The sequence below is a fragment of the Streptomyces sp. NPDC042371 genome, from assembly GCF_056437465.1.
On sequence record NZ_JBWKAP010000001.1, the window covers coordinates 328,865 to 342,557 of the forward strand.

Here is a 13,693-nt window from a genome sequence, read left to right on the forward strand (position 1 = left end):
CGGGCATTGAAGCATCACACCGCTTCGGCGCCCCGTCGCCGTCGCGCCACGACGACCGCGCCCGCACCCGCCGCCAGCGCCACGCCCGCCGCGCCGAGCAGCGCGGTCGAGGGGACGGAGGAGCCGGTGGCCGCGAGCTCGTCCGTGCCGCCGACCGAGCCGCCGCCCACCGAGCCCGAGCCCGTCGTGCCGGTGCCGCCCGCTTCCCCGCCGCCAGTGCCGCCACCGGTCCCGCCGTCGGCCGGAAGCCCGGCGCCCGCCTTGGCGGACAGCGCGACCGTCACCGGGTCGAGCTTCTCGCCCGCCGGGTACGGGGAGCCCGTCGTGTCGTTGGCGAACTGCTTCGCGCCCGCCGCCGTCAGGGTCGCGGGCACCTTGTCGAACAGCACGACGTCGCCCTTGGGCTCGTACGAGGCCTTGGAGAGGTCGAGCGTGGCGAACTTGACGTCGTTGTTGGTGCCCTTGGGCGTGGTGACGTCGACGAGCAGGGTGCCCTTGGCGCCCTTCGCCCGCACCTTGAGGTCGCTGAACTTCATGTCGATGCCGTGCGCCGGGTACGTGAAGCGGACGCTGCCGCCGAAGGAGGCGTCGGCCTTCTTGGCGCCGGAGTCCAGCTCCGCCTTGGTGTACGGGAACCGGTAGCCGCTGGAGATCTTCTTCGCGCCGCCCGCGACGGTCGCCTTGCCGCCGGTGGAGATGTACTTGCGGAAGGACTCCTTCAGCCCCCAGGACAGGCTGCCGTCGACGACGCCGCCCGTGGCCTTCTGCGACGCGCTGGGCTTTGGATTCACCGCGGGCTTGGAGGGCTTGGCAGGCTTGGAGGGCTTGCTGGGTTCGGTGGGCTTGGGCGGGGTGGTCGGCTTGTCCGTGGGCTCTCCGGGCACGGGGCCGCCCGGCGTCACCGTGAGCGTGGCCGGGTCGAGCTTCTCGCCCTCCGCGTACATGCCGTTGAACGCCTTGGCGCCCTTCGCGGTCAGCGTCGCCGGGATGTCCTCGAAGACCATCGCGCCGCCCTCTCCCCCGCCCTGGCCGGGGCGGACCGCGCTCAGGTCGAGCTTGGCCAGGTCGATGTCGTTCTGCACGGCACCGTTGAGCGTCACGTCGGCTCTGATGGCGCCGGTCTTCCCCTTGGTGCGGACCTTGACGTCGGCGATGCTGATGTCGAATTTGTGGAGCGTGGACGTGAAGCGGACGCTGCCCTTGAAGGCGGTGTCGGTGGCGTGGGTGCCGGTGTCGTACGTCCCCTTGCCGTCGGAGAACGTGAACACCCCGTTGCCCGCGGCCTGCGAGGCGCCGCCCTTGGCCTCGATCTTGCCGTGGGCCATGCCCGTGACGTACTTGCGGAAGGACTCCTTCAGGCCCCACTGCAGCGTGCCGTCCTTGAGCTCCAGTTTCGGCGGGGCGGCCTTGCTGTTGCCAGCGCCCTCGGCGGCGAGCGCGGGCAGGGTGAGAACGCTCGCGCCGAGCGCGACGGCGGTCGCGACGGCTGCCGCGAGGGTCAGGGGGCGACGGGTGGCGGCCATGATCAGGCTTCTCCTTGGGAGAGAGGGGGTGAGGGGGGTGACGGTGACCGGTAAGGGCGGCCGGTCAGGATTCGTCGGAGGTGGAGGTAGGGGTAGGGGTAGAGGTGGAGGTGGGGGCGTCGGTGGAGGCTGAGGCCGAGTCGGAAGTGGCCGCCTCCGTGCGCCTCTTGCGTACGACTCCGAAAGCCACCGCCGCGGCCAGCAGCACCGCGACGCCCGCGCCGATGCTGATGGGCACGGCGTTCGACGAGGAGTCGGCGGACTGCGCGGCGTTCTCGGTCTTCGGCCGCGCGGGCTTCTCCGGCGCGGCGTCCGGCCGCGCGGACGAGCCGAGGTCGGGCAGCGCGGGCAGCTCCGCCCCGGCGTCGAGGGCGACGGCGAGCGACAGCGGATCCATCGCGGAGCCCGCCTTGTACATGCCGCCGAACGCCTTGGCGCCTTCGGCGGTGAGCTTCGACGACACCTCGGCGAGGGAGACCAGGCCGTCCTTCGGCGTCAACTCCTTCTCCGCCGCGGGGAAGGTGATCAGCGGGGCGTGCTTCAGGGTGGCGCCGCGGTCGCCCTTGCTGTCGACGTCCGCCGAGAGCGTGCCCTTGCCGTCCCGTACGGTGACGGCGACCTCGGAGAGCGTCAGGTCGAGGCCGTGTTCGCCGGTGAAGCGGACCGATCCGGCGAAGTCCGCCGCGAGGGTCTGCTTCTTCTCGTCGTACGTGCCCTTGCCCCGGGGGAAGCGGAAGAGCGCTCCTCCGTCCTGGGCGCCCGCGGAGAGCTTCCACTCGCCCTTGGCGATGGAGCCGGTGACGTACTCGCGGAAGGTGCGGCGCACGCCCCAGTCGACGGCGGCGTCCTCGATGCGGCCCGCCTTGGCCTTCGCCTTCCCCTTCTCCTTCTCCTTCTCCTTCGCCTTCGCCTTGTCGTCGGACGGCTTCTTCTCGGCGGGCTTGTTCGCCACGAGGTCCGTCGACAGGCTCACCGGATCGAGCGCGGTGCCCGCCGTGTAGTACCCGGCGAAGGCCTTGGCGCCCTGCGAAGTGAGCGTCGCGGGGAGGTTGTTGAGGGCGATCGGGCCGGTGCCGCCCTTCATGTCGATGCCGGAGACGTTGAGCGAGGCGAGCGGCACCCGCGGGGTCGAGGTGACCTTGCCGGTGCCCTTCTCCTTGCTGACCATGTCGGCGTAGAGCGTGCCGGAGCCGTCGGAGACCTGCACGGTGGGGCGGCTGATCGTCAGGTCGAGCGCGTACGAGCCGCCCTTCTTGTGCCCGGTGAAGCGCACCCCGCCCGAGAACCCGGCACTGAACGCCCCGCTGTCCGGGTCGTACGAGCCCTTCGCCGAGTGGAAGCGGAACTGGCTGCCGCCGACCGTGGCGGCGCCCCCTTGCAGCGTGGAACCGCCCTGGGCGATCGGCCCCGTGACGTAGCTCTGGAAGGAGGACTTGATGCCCCAGTCGAGGCGGCCGCCCTGGACCGTGCGGTCCTCGGCGTGCGCGGCGGCCGCCGGGAGCAGGGCTCCGGCCAGTGCGGTGAGCGCGGCCACGACTGAGACGCGGCCGATGGCGCGCGCCTGTCCGGACGAGGGCATGGGGGGACTCCTCCAGGTCTGACTGGGCTAGCCAATTAGGTAAGGCTAACCTAAACTACGATCACTTCGGTCTGGAAGCCCCCGACCGGAACCCGGACCGGACGGGTACCAACTACGCGACAGGACGGTGGACTTCGGTGCGTATGCCGCGCTCACTCCGCATCGCAGGCGCATGGGCCGCCGTGCTCGCCCTCGGCCTCACCGGGTGCGGGACGGCGGACGACGGTGGCGGGCAGCACCCCGAGGCGGGTGCGAAAGCGGCGGCCGCGGCGCCCGACCGGGTCGAACCGCTCGGGACCCGCCCGAAGCCCGGACTCCCCGCCACCGTCACCTCCGCCGACGGGCACCGGGTCACGGTGAAGGACACCAGCCGCATCGTGCCGCTCACCGGCAGCCTGAGCGAGATCGTCTTCACCCTGGGGCTCGGCAAGAACGTCGTCGCCCGCGACATCACCGCCACCTTCGAGCAGGCCGAGAAGCTGCCGGTGGTGACGCGTGCGCACGACGTCTCGGCGGAGAGCGTCCTCTCGCTCGAACCGACCGTCGTCCTCGCGGACACCACCACAGGACCCGCCGAGGCCATCGACCAGATCCGCGACGCGGGCATTCCCCTCGTCGTGTTCGACCCCGCGAAGGGCCTCGACGACGTGAGCCCGCGCATCGAGGCCGTGGCGAAGACCCTCGGCGTCGAGAAGTCGGGCGCCGAGCTGACGAAGCGTACGGAGCGGCGGATCACGGCGGTCCGTGACGACATCCCCGCGGGAACCCGGAAGAAGAAGCCGCGGGTCGCCTTTCTCTATCTGCGCGGCTCGGCGTCCGTCTATCTGCTCGGCGGCCGCGAGTCCGGGGCGAGTTCGCTCCTGGAGGCGGCGGGCGCGGTCGACGCGGGCAAGGAGTCCGGGCTGAAGAAGGACTTCACGGCGATCACCAGCGAGGCGCTCGCGAAGGCCGCGCCGGACGCCATCCTGGTGATGCGCAAGGGGCTCGAATCGGTGGACGGCGTGGACGGGCTCCTCAAGGTCCCCGGCGTCGCCGAGACCCCCGCGGGCCTGGACCGGCGCATCGTCTCCATCGACGACGGAGTGCTCCTCAACTACGGGCCGCGCACCGACCAGGTCCTGAAGTCCCTGGTGCAGCAGCTCTACGGGGACGCCGAGTGAGCGTCCTGACTAAAGCCGCGGACGCCGAGGCCCCCGCGCCGCCCGACGCGTCCCCCCGCCGCGGCGCCGCCCTCCCCCTGACCGTGGGCCTCGCCGCCGCCCTCGTCCTGCTCTGTCTGCTCTCCGCCGGTGTCGGCGCGTACGACATCCCGCTCGGCGACGTCGTCTCCTCCGTGCAGCACCGCATGGGGCTCGGCGGGGCCGCGCTCGACCGGGTCAGCGAGAGCGTGCTGTGGAACGTGCGGCTGCCGCGCGTCGTCCTCGCCCTGCTCGTCGGCGCCTCGCTCGGCTGCGCGGGCGCGCTGATGCAGGGCGTGTTCGGCAACCCGCTCGCCGAACCCGGCGTCATCGGGATCTCCTCGGGCGCGGCGGTCGGCGCGGTCGCCTCCATCGCGCTCGGCCTCGGCTTCCTCGGCAACTGGACCGTCACCGTCTGCGCGTTCGTCGCCGGGCTCGCGACCGTGCTGCTCGTGTACGCCATGGCGCGCGAGGGCGGCCGCACCGAAGTCGTCACGCTGATCCTCACCGGCATCGCCGTGAACGCCTTCGCGGGCGCGCTCATCGGCCTGTGCATCTTCTTCGCGGACAACGCGCAGATCAGCCAGATCACGTTCTGGCAGCTCGGCTCCCTCGCCCAGGCGACCTGGCCCAAGGTGCTCGCGGTGCTGCCGTGCGCGCTCATCGGACTCGCCGTCGCCCCCTTGTACGCACGGAAGCTGGACCTGCTCGCACTCGGCGAACGGCCCGCCCGGCACCTGGGCGTGGACGTGGAGCGGCTGCGGCTCGTGCTCGTCCTCGTGGTGGCCCTGCTGACCGCGGCCGCCGTGGCCGTTGCCGGGATCATCACCTTCGTAGGCCTCCTCGTCCCCCATCTGCTGAGGATGGCCGCAGGCCCCGGGCACCGCTTCCTCGTGCCCGGGAGCGCGCTCGGCGGAGCGCTGGTCCTCGTCGCGGCCGATCTGGCCGCGCGCACGGTGGCCGCGCCCGCCGAGCTGCCGCTCGGTGTGCTGACCGCGCTCTTCGGCAGCCCGTTCTTCTTCTGGCTGCTGCGCAGGACCCGTCGCAAGCAGGGTGGTTGGGCATGATCGGGCAGTTGGGCAGGAGGCTCTTCGCGGGCCGCGACCGGGCGCTGCCCGCGCCGACCGCCCCGGGCGACGTGCTCGCCGAGGCCGTGGGGCTGCGGGTGCGGCTCGGCGGGCGCGAGGTGCTCGGCGGGGTCTCGCTGGCCGCCCGCGCGGGCGAGGTGCTGGCCCTGGTCGGCCCCAACGGGGCGGGGAAGTCCACCCTGTTGGCGGCGCTGGCCGCCGACCTGTCGGCCGCCGAAGGGACCGTACGCATCTGCGGCAGGCCCGCCGCCGACTGGCCGCCCGGTGACCTGGCGCTGCGCCGCGCCGTGCTGCCGCAGTCCGCCGCGCTCTCCTTCCCCTTCCCCGTCGAGGACGTCGTGCGCATGGGCCGTGCGCCCTGGGCGGGGACCCGCCCGGCGGACGACGACGACCGGATCGTGCGCGAGTCCATGGCCGCCACCGAGGTGGCCGGGTTCGCCGCACGGCCCTTCGTCGCGCTCAGCGGCGGCGAGCGGGCCAGGGTCGCGCTCGCCCGCGTCCTCGCCCAGCGCGCCCCGCTGCTGCTGCTCGACGAGCCGACCGCCGCGCTCGACCTGCGCCACCAGGAGCTGGTCCTGCGAATCTGCCGGGACCGGGCGGCCGCGGGCGACGCGGTCGTGGTGGTGCTGCACGACCTGGGCCTCGCGGCGGCGTACGCGGACCGGGTCGCGGTGCTGCGCGGCGGGAGCGTCGCCGCGGAGGGTGCGCCCGCCGACGTGTTCGAGGAGAAGCTGCTCTCGGAGGTGTACCGGCAGCCGGTCGAGGTCTTCCCGCACCCGCGCACCGGCGCCCCCGTGGTCGCTCCGCTGCGGGGCGCGGACAGCCCCGCTTGACCCCTGCTTTGCCTGGTCATGGGCCATCCATCAGGCCACTGTGATCGGTTTGTGAGGGCGGGTGAAGCGTGAGAGGTGAATCACGGAACGAGCGGGTATCACCGAGGTAAGGCTCAGTTAAGTTAGGTCCGCCTCACCGGCCTGCGGTGGGGACGGCACCTGCCCGTGAACCGCCTTGGAGCCCTCTATGCGACCCGTGCGACCCGCCCGTGTCCCCGTCGTCACCGCCGTCGCCGCCGTGGCCGCCCTGACCGCCGTCACCGGCTGCACGGAGAAGAGCGACGCCAAGAACGGCGGGGCGAACAACGTCAGCGTGACCGCCACCGACAAGAAGTGCGAGGTCTCCAAGAAGGAGCTCACCGCCGGACACGTCGAGCTGGCCATCGAGAACAAGGGCTCCAAGGTCACCGAGGTCTACATCCTCTTCCCCGACGACCGCATCGTCAGCGAGCGCGAGAACATCGGCCCCGGCACCAAGCAGAAGCTCACCGCCGAGGTGAAGGCCGGTTCGTACGAGATCGCCTGCAAGCCCGGCATGAAGGGCGACGGCATCCGGCAGAAGGTCACCGTCACGGGCGGCGGCAAGACCGCGAAGCGCGACCCGCGCCTGGACAAGGCCGTCGCCGACTACCGCGCCTACGCGCAGGCGCAGGCCGACGAGACGCTGCCGAAGACGAAGACCTTCACCGACGCCGTGCGCAAGGGCGACCTGGACGCGGCGAAGAAGGCGTACGCCACCTCCCGCGTCGGCTGGGAGCGCACCGAGCCGGTCGCGGAGTCCTTCGGCGACATCGACCCGAAGGTCGACGTCCGCGAGGACGGCCTCGAAGAGGGCCAGGACCTGGCGAAGGACTGGACGGGCTGGCACCGTCTGGAGCGCGCGCTGTGGAAGGACAAGAAGATCGGCGCGCGTGAGAAGACGCTCGCCACGCAGCTCGACAAGGACCTCCTGGACTGGCAGAAGCGCGTCGGCAAGGCCGTGATCACGCCGACCTCGATGGCCAACGGCGCCAAGGAGCTCCTGGACGAGGTCGCCACCGGCAAGGTCACCGGCGAGGAGGAGCGCTACTCGCACACCGACCTGGTCGACTTCAAGGCCAACGTCGAGGGCGCCGAGAAGTCGTACGAGCTGCTCAAGCCCGTCGCCGCGGAGAAGGACCCGAAGCTCGCCAAGGAGCTCGACAAGCAGTTCGCGGCCCTGAACAAGCTCCTGGAGAAGCACCGCGAGGGCGGCGCCGACTCGTACGCGTTCACGTCGTACGAAAAGGTCGGCAAGGCGGACCGCAAGGAGCTGCACGACGGCGTCAACGCACTGGCCGAGCCGCTGTCGAAGCTCGCCGCGGCCGTCGCCGGGTCCAAGAAGTAGCGGCAAGGGGGAACGATGGCTGAGACCACCACCACGGGCGACGCGGACACCGCGCCCGAGGCGACCCTCGACGAGGGCACCTCCCGTACGGCGTCGCGGCGTTCCGTGCTCGGCTGGGGCGGTGCCGGGCTCGCGCTCGGCGCGGTCGCGGCCGGCGGCGCCGTGGCGATGACCCGCTCCGGCGACGAGGTGGCGCCCGCCGCCGAGTCGGGGGCGGCTGTCGCCTTCCACGGCGCGCACCAGGCCGGTATCGCGACCGCCGTCCAGGACCGGCTGCACTTCGCGGCGTTCGACGTGAAGACGGCCGACCGCGAGGAGTTCGTGCAGCTCCTCAAGGACTGGACCGAGGCCGCGGCGCGGATGACCGCGGGGCACGCGGTCGGCGAGGGCGCGTACGGCGGGCTCGCCGAGGCGCCGCCGGACGACACCGGCGAGGCGCTCGGCCTCAGGCCGTCCCGGCTGACGCTCACGATCGGCTTCGGGCCCTCCCTGTTCGGGAAGTTCGGGCTGGACGACAAGCGGCCCGAGGCCCTGGTCGACCTCCCCAAGTTCCCCGGCGACAACCTCGACAAGTCCCGCAGCGGCGGTGACCTGTGCGTGCAGGCCTGCGCGGACGACCCGCAGGTCGCGGTGCACGCCATCCGCAACCTCGCCCGCATCGGCTTCGGCAAGGTCGCCGTGCGCTGGTCCCAGCTGGGCTTCGGCAAGACGTCGTCGACGACGCCCGAGGCCCAGACGCCGCGCAACATGATGGGCTTCAAGGACGGCACGAGGAACGTCTCCGGCACCGACGCCGACGCGCTCGCCAAGCACGTGTGGGTCGGCGAGAAGGACGGGCCCGGCTGGATGGCGGGCGGCTCCTATCTGGTGGCCCGCCGGATCCGGATGAACATCGAGACGTGGGACCGGACCTCGCTGCAGGAGCAGGAGGACGTCTTCGGCCGCGACAAGGGCCGGGGCGCCCCGGTCGGCAAGGCCAAGGAGCGCGACGAGCCGTTCCTGAAGGCGATGAAGCCGGACGCGCACGTCCGGCTCGCCCACCCGGACACCAACGACGGGGCCACGATCCTGCGCCGCGGCTACTCCTTCACGGACGGCACCGACGGTCTCGGCCGCCTGGACGCGGGCCTGTTCTTCCTCGCGTACCAGCGGGACGTCCGCAAGGGCTTCATCCCGGTGCAGCGCAGCCTGTCGCGTTCCGACGCGCTCAACGAGTACATCCAGCACGTGGGCTCCGCGGTCTTCGCGGTCCCGCCGGGCGTCCGCGGCAAGGACGACTGGTGGGGCAAGGGCCTGTTCACCGGGGAGGCGTGAACAGATGTTCAGCTTCGGCAACTATCTGATCGGGCTGCGCGAAGGGCTTGAGGCCAGCCTGGTCGTCTGCATCCTCATCGCGTACCTGGTGAAGACCGGGCGGCGCGACGCGCTGGCCCCCATCTGGGCCGGGATCGGCGTCGCGGTGGCGCTGGCGCTCGGCTTCGGCTGCGCGCTCACCTTCGGCTCCTCCGAGCTGACGTTCGAGGCGCAGGAGGCGCTCGGCGGCTCCCTGTCGATCGTCGCGGTGGGCCTGGTGACGTGGATGGTCTTCTGGATGCGGCGCACGGCACGGCACTTGAAGGCCGAGCTGCACGGCAAGCTGGACGCGGCCCTGCAGATGGGCACGGCCGCGCTGGTGGCGACCGCGTTCCTCGCGGTGGGCCGGGAGGGCCTGGAGACGGCGCTGTTCGTGTGGGCGTCGGTACGGGCGTCCAGCGACGGCTCGCACGCGCCGCTGATCGGCGTGATCCTCGGGCTGCTCACCGCGGTCGCGCTGGGCTGGCTGTTCTACAAGGGCACGGTCCGCATCAACCTCGCGAAGTTCTTCACCTGGACCGGCGCGATGCTGGTCGTGGTGGCCGCGGGCGTCCTCGCGTACGGCGTGCACGACCTTCAGGAGGCGCAGTTCGTCGGCGGTCTGCGGGACAAGGCGTTCGACATCAGCGCGACGATCCCGCCGGACAGCTGGTACGGCACGCTCCTGAAGGGCGTCTTCAACTTCCAGCCCGACCCGACGGTGCTGCAGGTCGTGGTGTGGCTGCTGTATCTGGTCCCGACACTGGCGTTCTTCTTCGCGCCGGGGCGGCGGGCGCCCCGCGACAAGGCCCCTGCACCGGCGAAGGCAACAGTTCCGGAACAGGGCTGACCCCACAGGTCACGGCCCGAACTCCCGTGCCTATGATCGCCGTTCACCAGTTGTTCGACATATGAGGATCCCCCCATGCGTAACTCCCGTTTCGGGAAGAGCATCGCCACGCTGACGGCGGCCACCGCCGTGGCACTCGGCGCCTCGCTCATGACCGCCCCCACGGCTTCCGCGGTCGGCGGCAGCGCCTGCACCAAGAACGTCAAGAACCACAAGATGATGGTCATCAACGTCGGCGCCACCGCCCGCTCCGGCCCCGGCAACGGCTACAGCAAGCGCAAGCACCTGGAATGGTTCGACCAGGTCTACGTCCGCTGCTACACGGTCAAGCGCGGCACCCAGTGGTACTACGGCGACCTGCCGGGCACCAGCAAGCGCGGCTGGGTCGACGGGATGCTCCTCCAGGAGATCTGACCCGCACCACACGCCTCCTCCCGGGCCCGATAAGGTTCGGGCCCGGGAAGGGGTAGGTGAAGGAATTCCGATGAGCAACGTTCGCAGGTTCCGCCGTCTCGGCAGGCCCGTCATGGCGTCGGCGGCGGTGACGGCACTCGCGCTCACGGCGAGCGGATGCGTGACCGTGCACGGCGAGCGGGAAATCGTTCCCTCGGCCACCAAGCCCGAGGCGAAGCGCGCGCTCGAGGACTTCCTCAAGGCGTACAACGCGGCGGACAAGGCCTACGACCCCGCCCTGGACGCCGCCCGCATCACGGGCCCGCTGGGTGCCATCAACCAGGGCGGCCTGAAGTCGCGGCGCGTGCAGCACCCCGACGGCAACACGGGCCACGTGCCGCTCGAGCTCACGGACGTGACGTACTCGATCCCGAAGAAGGCCGGCTGGCCCCGCTGGTTCATGGCCGACACGAAGGCCAACCGCCGCTCGGACCTGCGCTGGCTGTGGGTGTTCACCAAGAGCGGCCCCGACCAGCTGTGGCGGGCCACCTATCTGAACCTGGTGTCGCCGCAGAAGATGCCGGAGCTGAAGAAGGACGCGGACGGCTCGGCCGTGCCGGTGGCACAGGGCACGAAGAGCCTCGCGATGCGCCCCTCCGACCTCGGCGAGGAGTACACGTCGTACCTGAAGTCGGGCGGTGACGGATTCGAGCCGGGCGACCACACGACGCGCTGGAAGGCCTACCGCGACCGGAACGGCCAGCGGGCGGGCCTCGCCGTGCAGTACATCGACGAGCCGCAGAACGGCGGCGCCTTCGCACCGCTTGGCCTGCGCACCGCGGACGGCGGCGCGCTGGTGTTCTTCTCCACGCACCACTACGAGAAGCAGACCGCGTTCAAGGGCCTGAGCCCCAAGGTCGACGCGGACGCGAAAGCCCTGCTCAAGGGCGAGGTGCGGCAGTCCCTCATGCTGGACAGGGTCTCCAACCAGGTGGTCGTCGACCCGAAGAAGGCGGACGGCGGCAAGGTGGCGTTCCTGGGCCGCATCCAGGGCCTGACGGGCGCGAAGGGCGAGTAGCCGCCGGGGGCCGCTCAGCCCCGCATCGGCCAGGCGGCGATGTCCTGTTGGGGCTCGCCCGCGACCCGGGCGCACTCGTCGGTGAGCGTCGCCAGGAGCGTCAGCGGGTCGGGCAGCGGGTGCTCGGGGCCGCGCAGCCAGCGCACCTCCAGGTCACCGGGGAGCCGGGCGGGCGGCACCAGGACGTAGGAACCGCGGCAGTGCCAGCGCAGGCCCGGGTGCTCGTCCATCGTCTCGGGGTGGCAGTCCAGCTCGCAGGGCCACCACTCGTCCTCGTCCTCGGGGGTGCCGCGGGTCGCGGTGAAGAAGAGCAGCCTGCCGTGTCCGTTGCTGCCGTCCGACTCGGCGACGGGGCCGACGTCGATCCCGGCCGCGAGGAGCCGCTCAAGAGCTTCGAGGCCCGCGTCGAGCGGCACGTCGAGGACGTCGTGGACCATGCCGGTCGCGGTGATGAAGTTGGCCTGGGGCTGGTGGCGGGCCCACCGCTCGATCTGGCCGCGGTCGGTCGTGGACTGCGTCTGCCAGGCGAAGGAGACGGGGTGCCGGGCCGGGGTGGGACAGCCGATGCGGTCGCACGAACATCGGTATCCCGACGGATACGCGGCGGGCGCGAGCGGCAGCCCGGCCGCCGCGGCGGCGAGGAGCAGCTCCTCGCGGGCCCGGTCATCCGCCGATGTGTCCTTGGGGCGCCGACGCAGCCACTGGGAAATCCTGCCCTGTCCGCCGGACCGGCTGCCGAACTCCGCGCCCATCTAGCCCCTCACCTCGCCGTTGTGCCGAAAGCATGACCCATGGTCCCACCATCCTGCGCCTCGGGGGGCCGGAGCCCACATCCGGGGTGGTCGGGGGTGATGCCGACCGGTGGGTGACATAGCGCGTCATTCCATGCGATGTGGGGATTTACCTGCCTACCGTGGGCGCCATGGTCATTAGGACTGTGCTGACGGGCCTCACGGCGCTGACCCTCACGGCACCGAACGGCTTCCTCGCCCCGATCGAGTGGGGCGGCGGGCCCCTGACCGTGGAGGCGCTCCCCCGCGTCGTCTACACGGCGCACCGCGGCGGAGCCCTGGAGGTACCGGAGAACAGCATGTCGGGCCTGCTGGCGGCCTTCGAGCGCGGCACCGCCCAGGTCATCGACTTCGATACGCGGATACTGCGCGACGGCACGCTGGTGGTCATGCACGACGACACCCTGGACCGCACCACGTACGCGTCGGGCCCGGTCCGCGACATGGACCGGTGGGGCTGGCTGGGCGTGCGGCTGCGCCCCGGGACCACGCTGCCCGACCACTGGCGCCCGGAGCGGCCGCCGACGGTCGCGGAGGTCCTCGACCGGTTCGGCGGCAAGATCATGCTGATGCTGGAGGCCAAGGACCCCAAGAGCCTCAAGTCGCTCGCCGGGCTGATCCGCTCGCGCGGCCTGACCCGCTCGGTGTTCGTGAACACCAACAACCCGGGGGTCGCCAGGCGCGCCCACCACATGGGGCTGCTGGCCCAGCTGTGGCGCTCCAAGGCGCAGATGCTCACGGACCGTCCGGCGGGCTGGGCGCCGTTCGTGGACGTCCTGGACGTGGACTACAAGGCACGCGACGGCGATCTGCTGCGCGCGGTGAACTCGGGCATCCCTCGGGTGTGGGCACACACGGTGACCACCTCGAAGCAGCGCGACCGGGTGCTGTGGCTGGGCTGCAACGGCGTGATCACGGACGCCCCGGGCCTGCTCTCGCGCACGCCGATCAAGAAGTACCGGACGGTGAAGGCGGGCGGGCCCCTCCGGCGGTGAAGCCGGTCAGGACGTCCGGGGGCGCGGGGCGATGCCGTACAGGGCGTACTCGACGAGCGTGTCGGCGTAGGCGTGGGTGAGCGGGCCCGAGCGCATCATCCAGCGCTGGGCGAGCGGGCTCGACCAGAGTTCGAGGGCGATGCGGGGGTCGACGTCGGGCACGACCTGGCCCGCGTCGCGGGCCTGCTCCACCCGCTTCACGAAGAGCTGGAGCTGCGGCTCCAGGAGCTTCTCGACGAATTCGGCGCCCAGCTCGGGGTCGAGCAGCCCCTCGGCGGCGAGCGCGCGGTAGGGGGCGTCGTACTTGGGGTCGTTGAACTCGTCGACGGTGGCCCGCATCACGTACTTGAGGTCGGCCTCCAGATCGCCCGAGTTCGGGATCTCGGTCTGGATCTCCTCCTGGCCCGCGTTCTCGCTCGCGGCCCGGGACGCCTGCTCACCGAGGTCGAGGAAGGCGTCGAGCAGCACGGCGCCCTTGGACGACCACCATCGGTAGATGGTCTGCTTGCCGACGCCCGCGCGGGCGGCGATGGCCTCGATCGTGAGCTTTCCGTAGCCGAGCTCGCTGACGAGGGCGAGGGCTGCGTCGTAGATCGCGCGGCGCGAGCGTTCGCTGCGGCGCGTGGAGTCAGGGACGGTCTTCTGGGCCATGCCGTCGAATGTAGCAGCGACCGAACCGAGACGTTC

Annotated in this window: 13 protein-coding genes; 9 read left to right on the forward strand and 4 right to left on the reverse strand. The window is 71.6% G+C overall.

The window, feature by feature from the left end; all coding sequences use genetic code 11:
* Positions 1-14 precede the first annotated feature (14 nt).
* Both AC068B_RS01470 and AC068B_RS01475 read right to left on the reverse strand, forming a co-directional pair.
* Positions 15-1,523 (reverse strand): HtaA domain-containing protein, encoded by a 1,509-nt coding sequence (locus tag AC068B_RS01470; protein WP_478668245.1) that lies wholly within the window; start codon positions 1,521-1,523, stop codon positions 15-17.
* A 64-nt stretch (positions 1,524-1,587) separates the two neighbouring features.
* On the reverse strand, positions 1,588-3,102 hold the full coding sequence (locus AC068B_RS01475; protein ID WP_478668246.1) for an HtaA domain-containing protein: 1,515 nt from the start codon (positions 3,100-3,102) through the stop codon (positions 1,588-1,590).
* 143 nt (positions 3,103-3,245) lie between these two features.
* Between AC068B_RS01475 and AC068B_RS01480 the strand changes: the two genes are divergently transcribed.
* From AC068B_RS01480 to AC068B_RS01515, 8 genes are all read left to right on the forward strand, one after another.
* Positions 3,246-4,262 (forward strand): heme/hemin ABC transporter substrate-binding protein, encoded by a 1,017-nt coding sequence (locus AC068B_RS01480; RefSeq protein ID WP_478668248.1) that lies wholly within the window; start codon positions 3,246-3,248, stop codon positions 4,260-4,262.
* Positions 4,259-5,347, forward strand: coding sequence for a FecCD family ABC transporter permease (locus AC068B_RS01485; RefSeq protein ID WP_478668249.1), 1,089 nt, complete (start codon positions 4,259-4,261; stop codon positions 5,345-5,347). The genes AC068B_RS01480 and AC068B_RS01485 overlap by 4 nt, the downstream gene beginning before the upstream one ends.
* On the forward strand, positions 5,344-6,201 hold the full coding sequence (locus AC068B_RS01490) for a heme ABC transporter ATP-binding protein (RefSeq protein WP_478668251.1): 858 nt from the start codon (positions 5,344-5,346) through the stop codon (positions 6,199-6,201). Before AC068B_RS01485 ends, AC068B_RS01490 begins: the two co-directional genes overlap by 4 nt.
* A 196-nt stretch (positions 6,202-6,397) precedes the next feature.
* Positions 6,398-7,567, forward strand: coding sequence for an iron uptake system protein EfeO (gene efeO, locus AC068B_RS01495; RefSeq protein WP_478669206.1), 1,170 nt, complete (start codon positions 6,398-6,400; stop codon positions 7,565-7,567).
* Positions 7,568-7,582: 15 nt separating this feature from the next.
* Complete coding sequence (gene efeB / locus AC068B_RS01500) at positions 7,583-8,881, forward strand: iron uptake transporter deferrochelatase/peroxidase subunit (RefSeq protein ID WP_478668253.1); 1,299 nt, start codon at positions 7,583-7,585, stop codon at positions 8,879-8,881.
* Positions 8,882-8,885: 4 nt separating this feature from the next.
* Positions 8,886-9,749, forward strand: a complete 864-nt coding sequence (gene efeU / locus AC068B_RS01505; RefSeq protein WP_478668255.1) for an iron uptake transporter permease EfeU — start codon at positions 8,886-8,888, stop codon at positions 9,747-9,749.
* Positions 9,750-9,824: 75 nt separating this feature from the next.
* Complete coding sequence (locus AC068B_RS01510) at positions 9,825-10,163, forward strand: hypothetical protein (protein WP_478668256.1); 339 nt, start codon at positions 9,825-9,827, stop codon at positions 10,161-10,163.
* Positions 10,164-10,233: 70 nt separating this feature from the next.
* Positions 10,234-11,220, forward strand: a complete 987-nt coding sequence (locus AC068B_RS01515) for an SCO2278 family lipoprotein (RefSeq protein WP_356266424.1) — start codon at positions 10,234-10,236, stop codon at positions 11,218-11,220.
* 14 nt (positions 11,221-11,234) lie between these two features.
* Here the strand turns inward: AC068B_RS01515 and AC068B_RS01520 are convergent, their stop codons facing one another.
* Positions 11,235-11,972, reverse strand: coding sequence for a bifunctional DNA primase/polymerase (locus tag AC068B_RS01520; RefSeq protein WP_468559789.1), 738 nt, complete (start codon positions 11,970-11,972; stop codon positions 11,235-11,237).
* Between the two features lie 170 nt (positions 11,973-12,142).
* Here AC068B_RS01520 and AC068B_RS01525 point away from each other — a divergent pair, with 170 nt between their 5' ends.
* Positions 12,143-13,006, forward strand: coding sequence for a glycerophosphodiester phosphodiesterase (locus AC068B_RS01525; protein WP_478668258.1), 864 nt, complete (start codon positions 12,143-12,145; stop codon positions 13,004-13,006).
* A 6-nt stretch (positions 13,007-13,012) separates the two neighbouring features.
* On the opposite strand, the gene AC068B_RS01530 is transcribed toward AC068B_RS01525, so the two are convergent.
* Positions 13,013-13,657, reverse strand: coding sequence for a TetR/AcrR family transcriptional regulator (locus AC068B_RS01530; protein ID WP_478668260.1), 645 nt, complete (start codon positions 13,655-13,657; stop codon positions 13,013-13,015).
* Between the last annotated feature and the right edge of the window lie 36 nt (positions 13,658-13,693).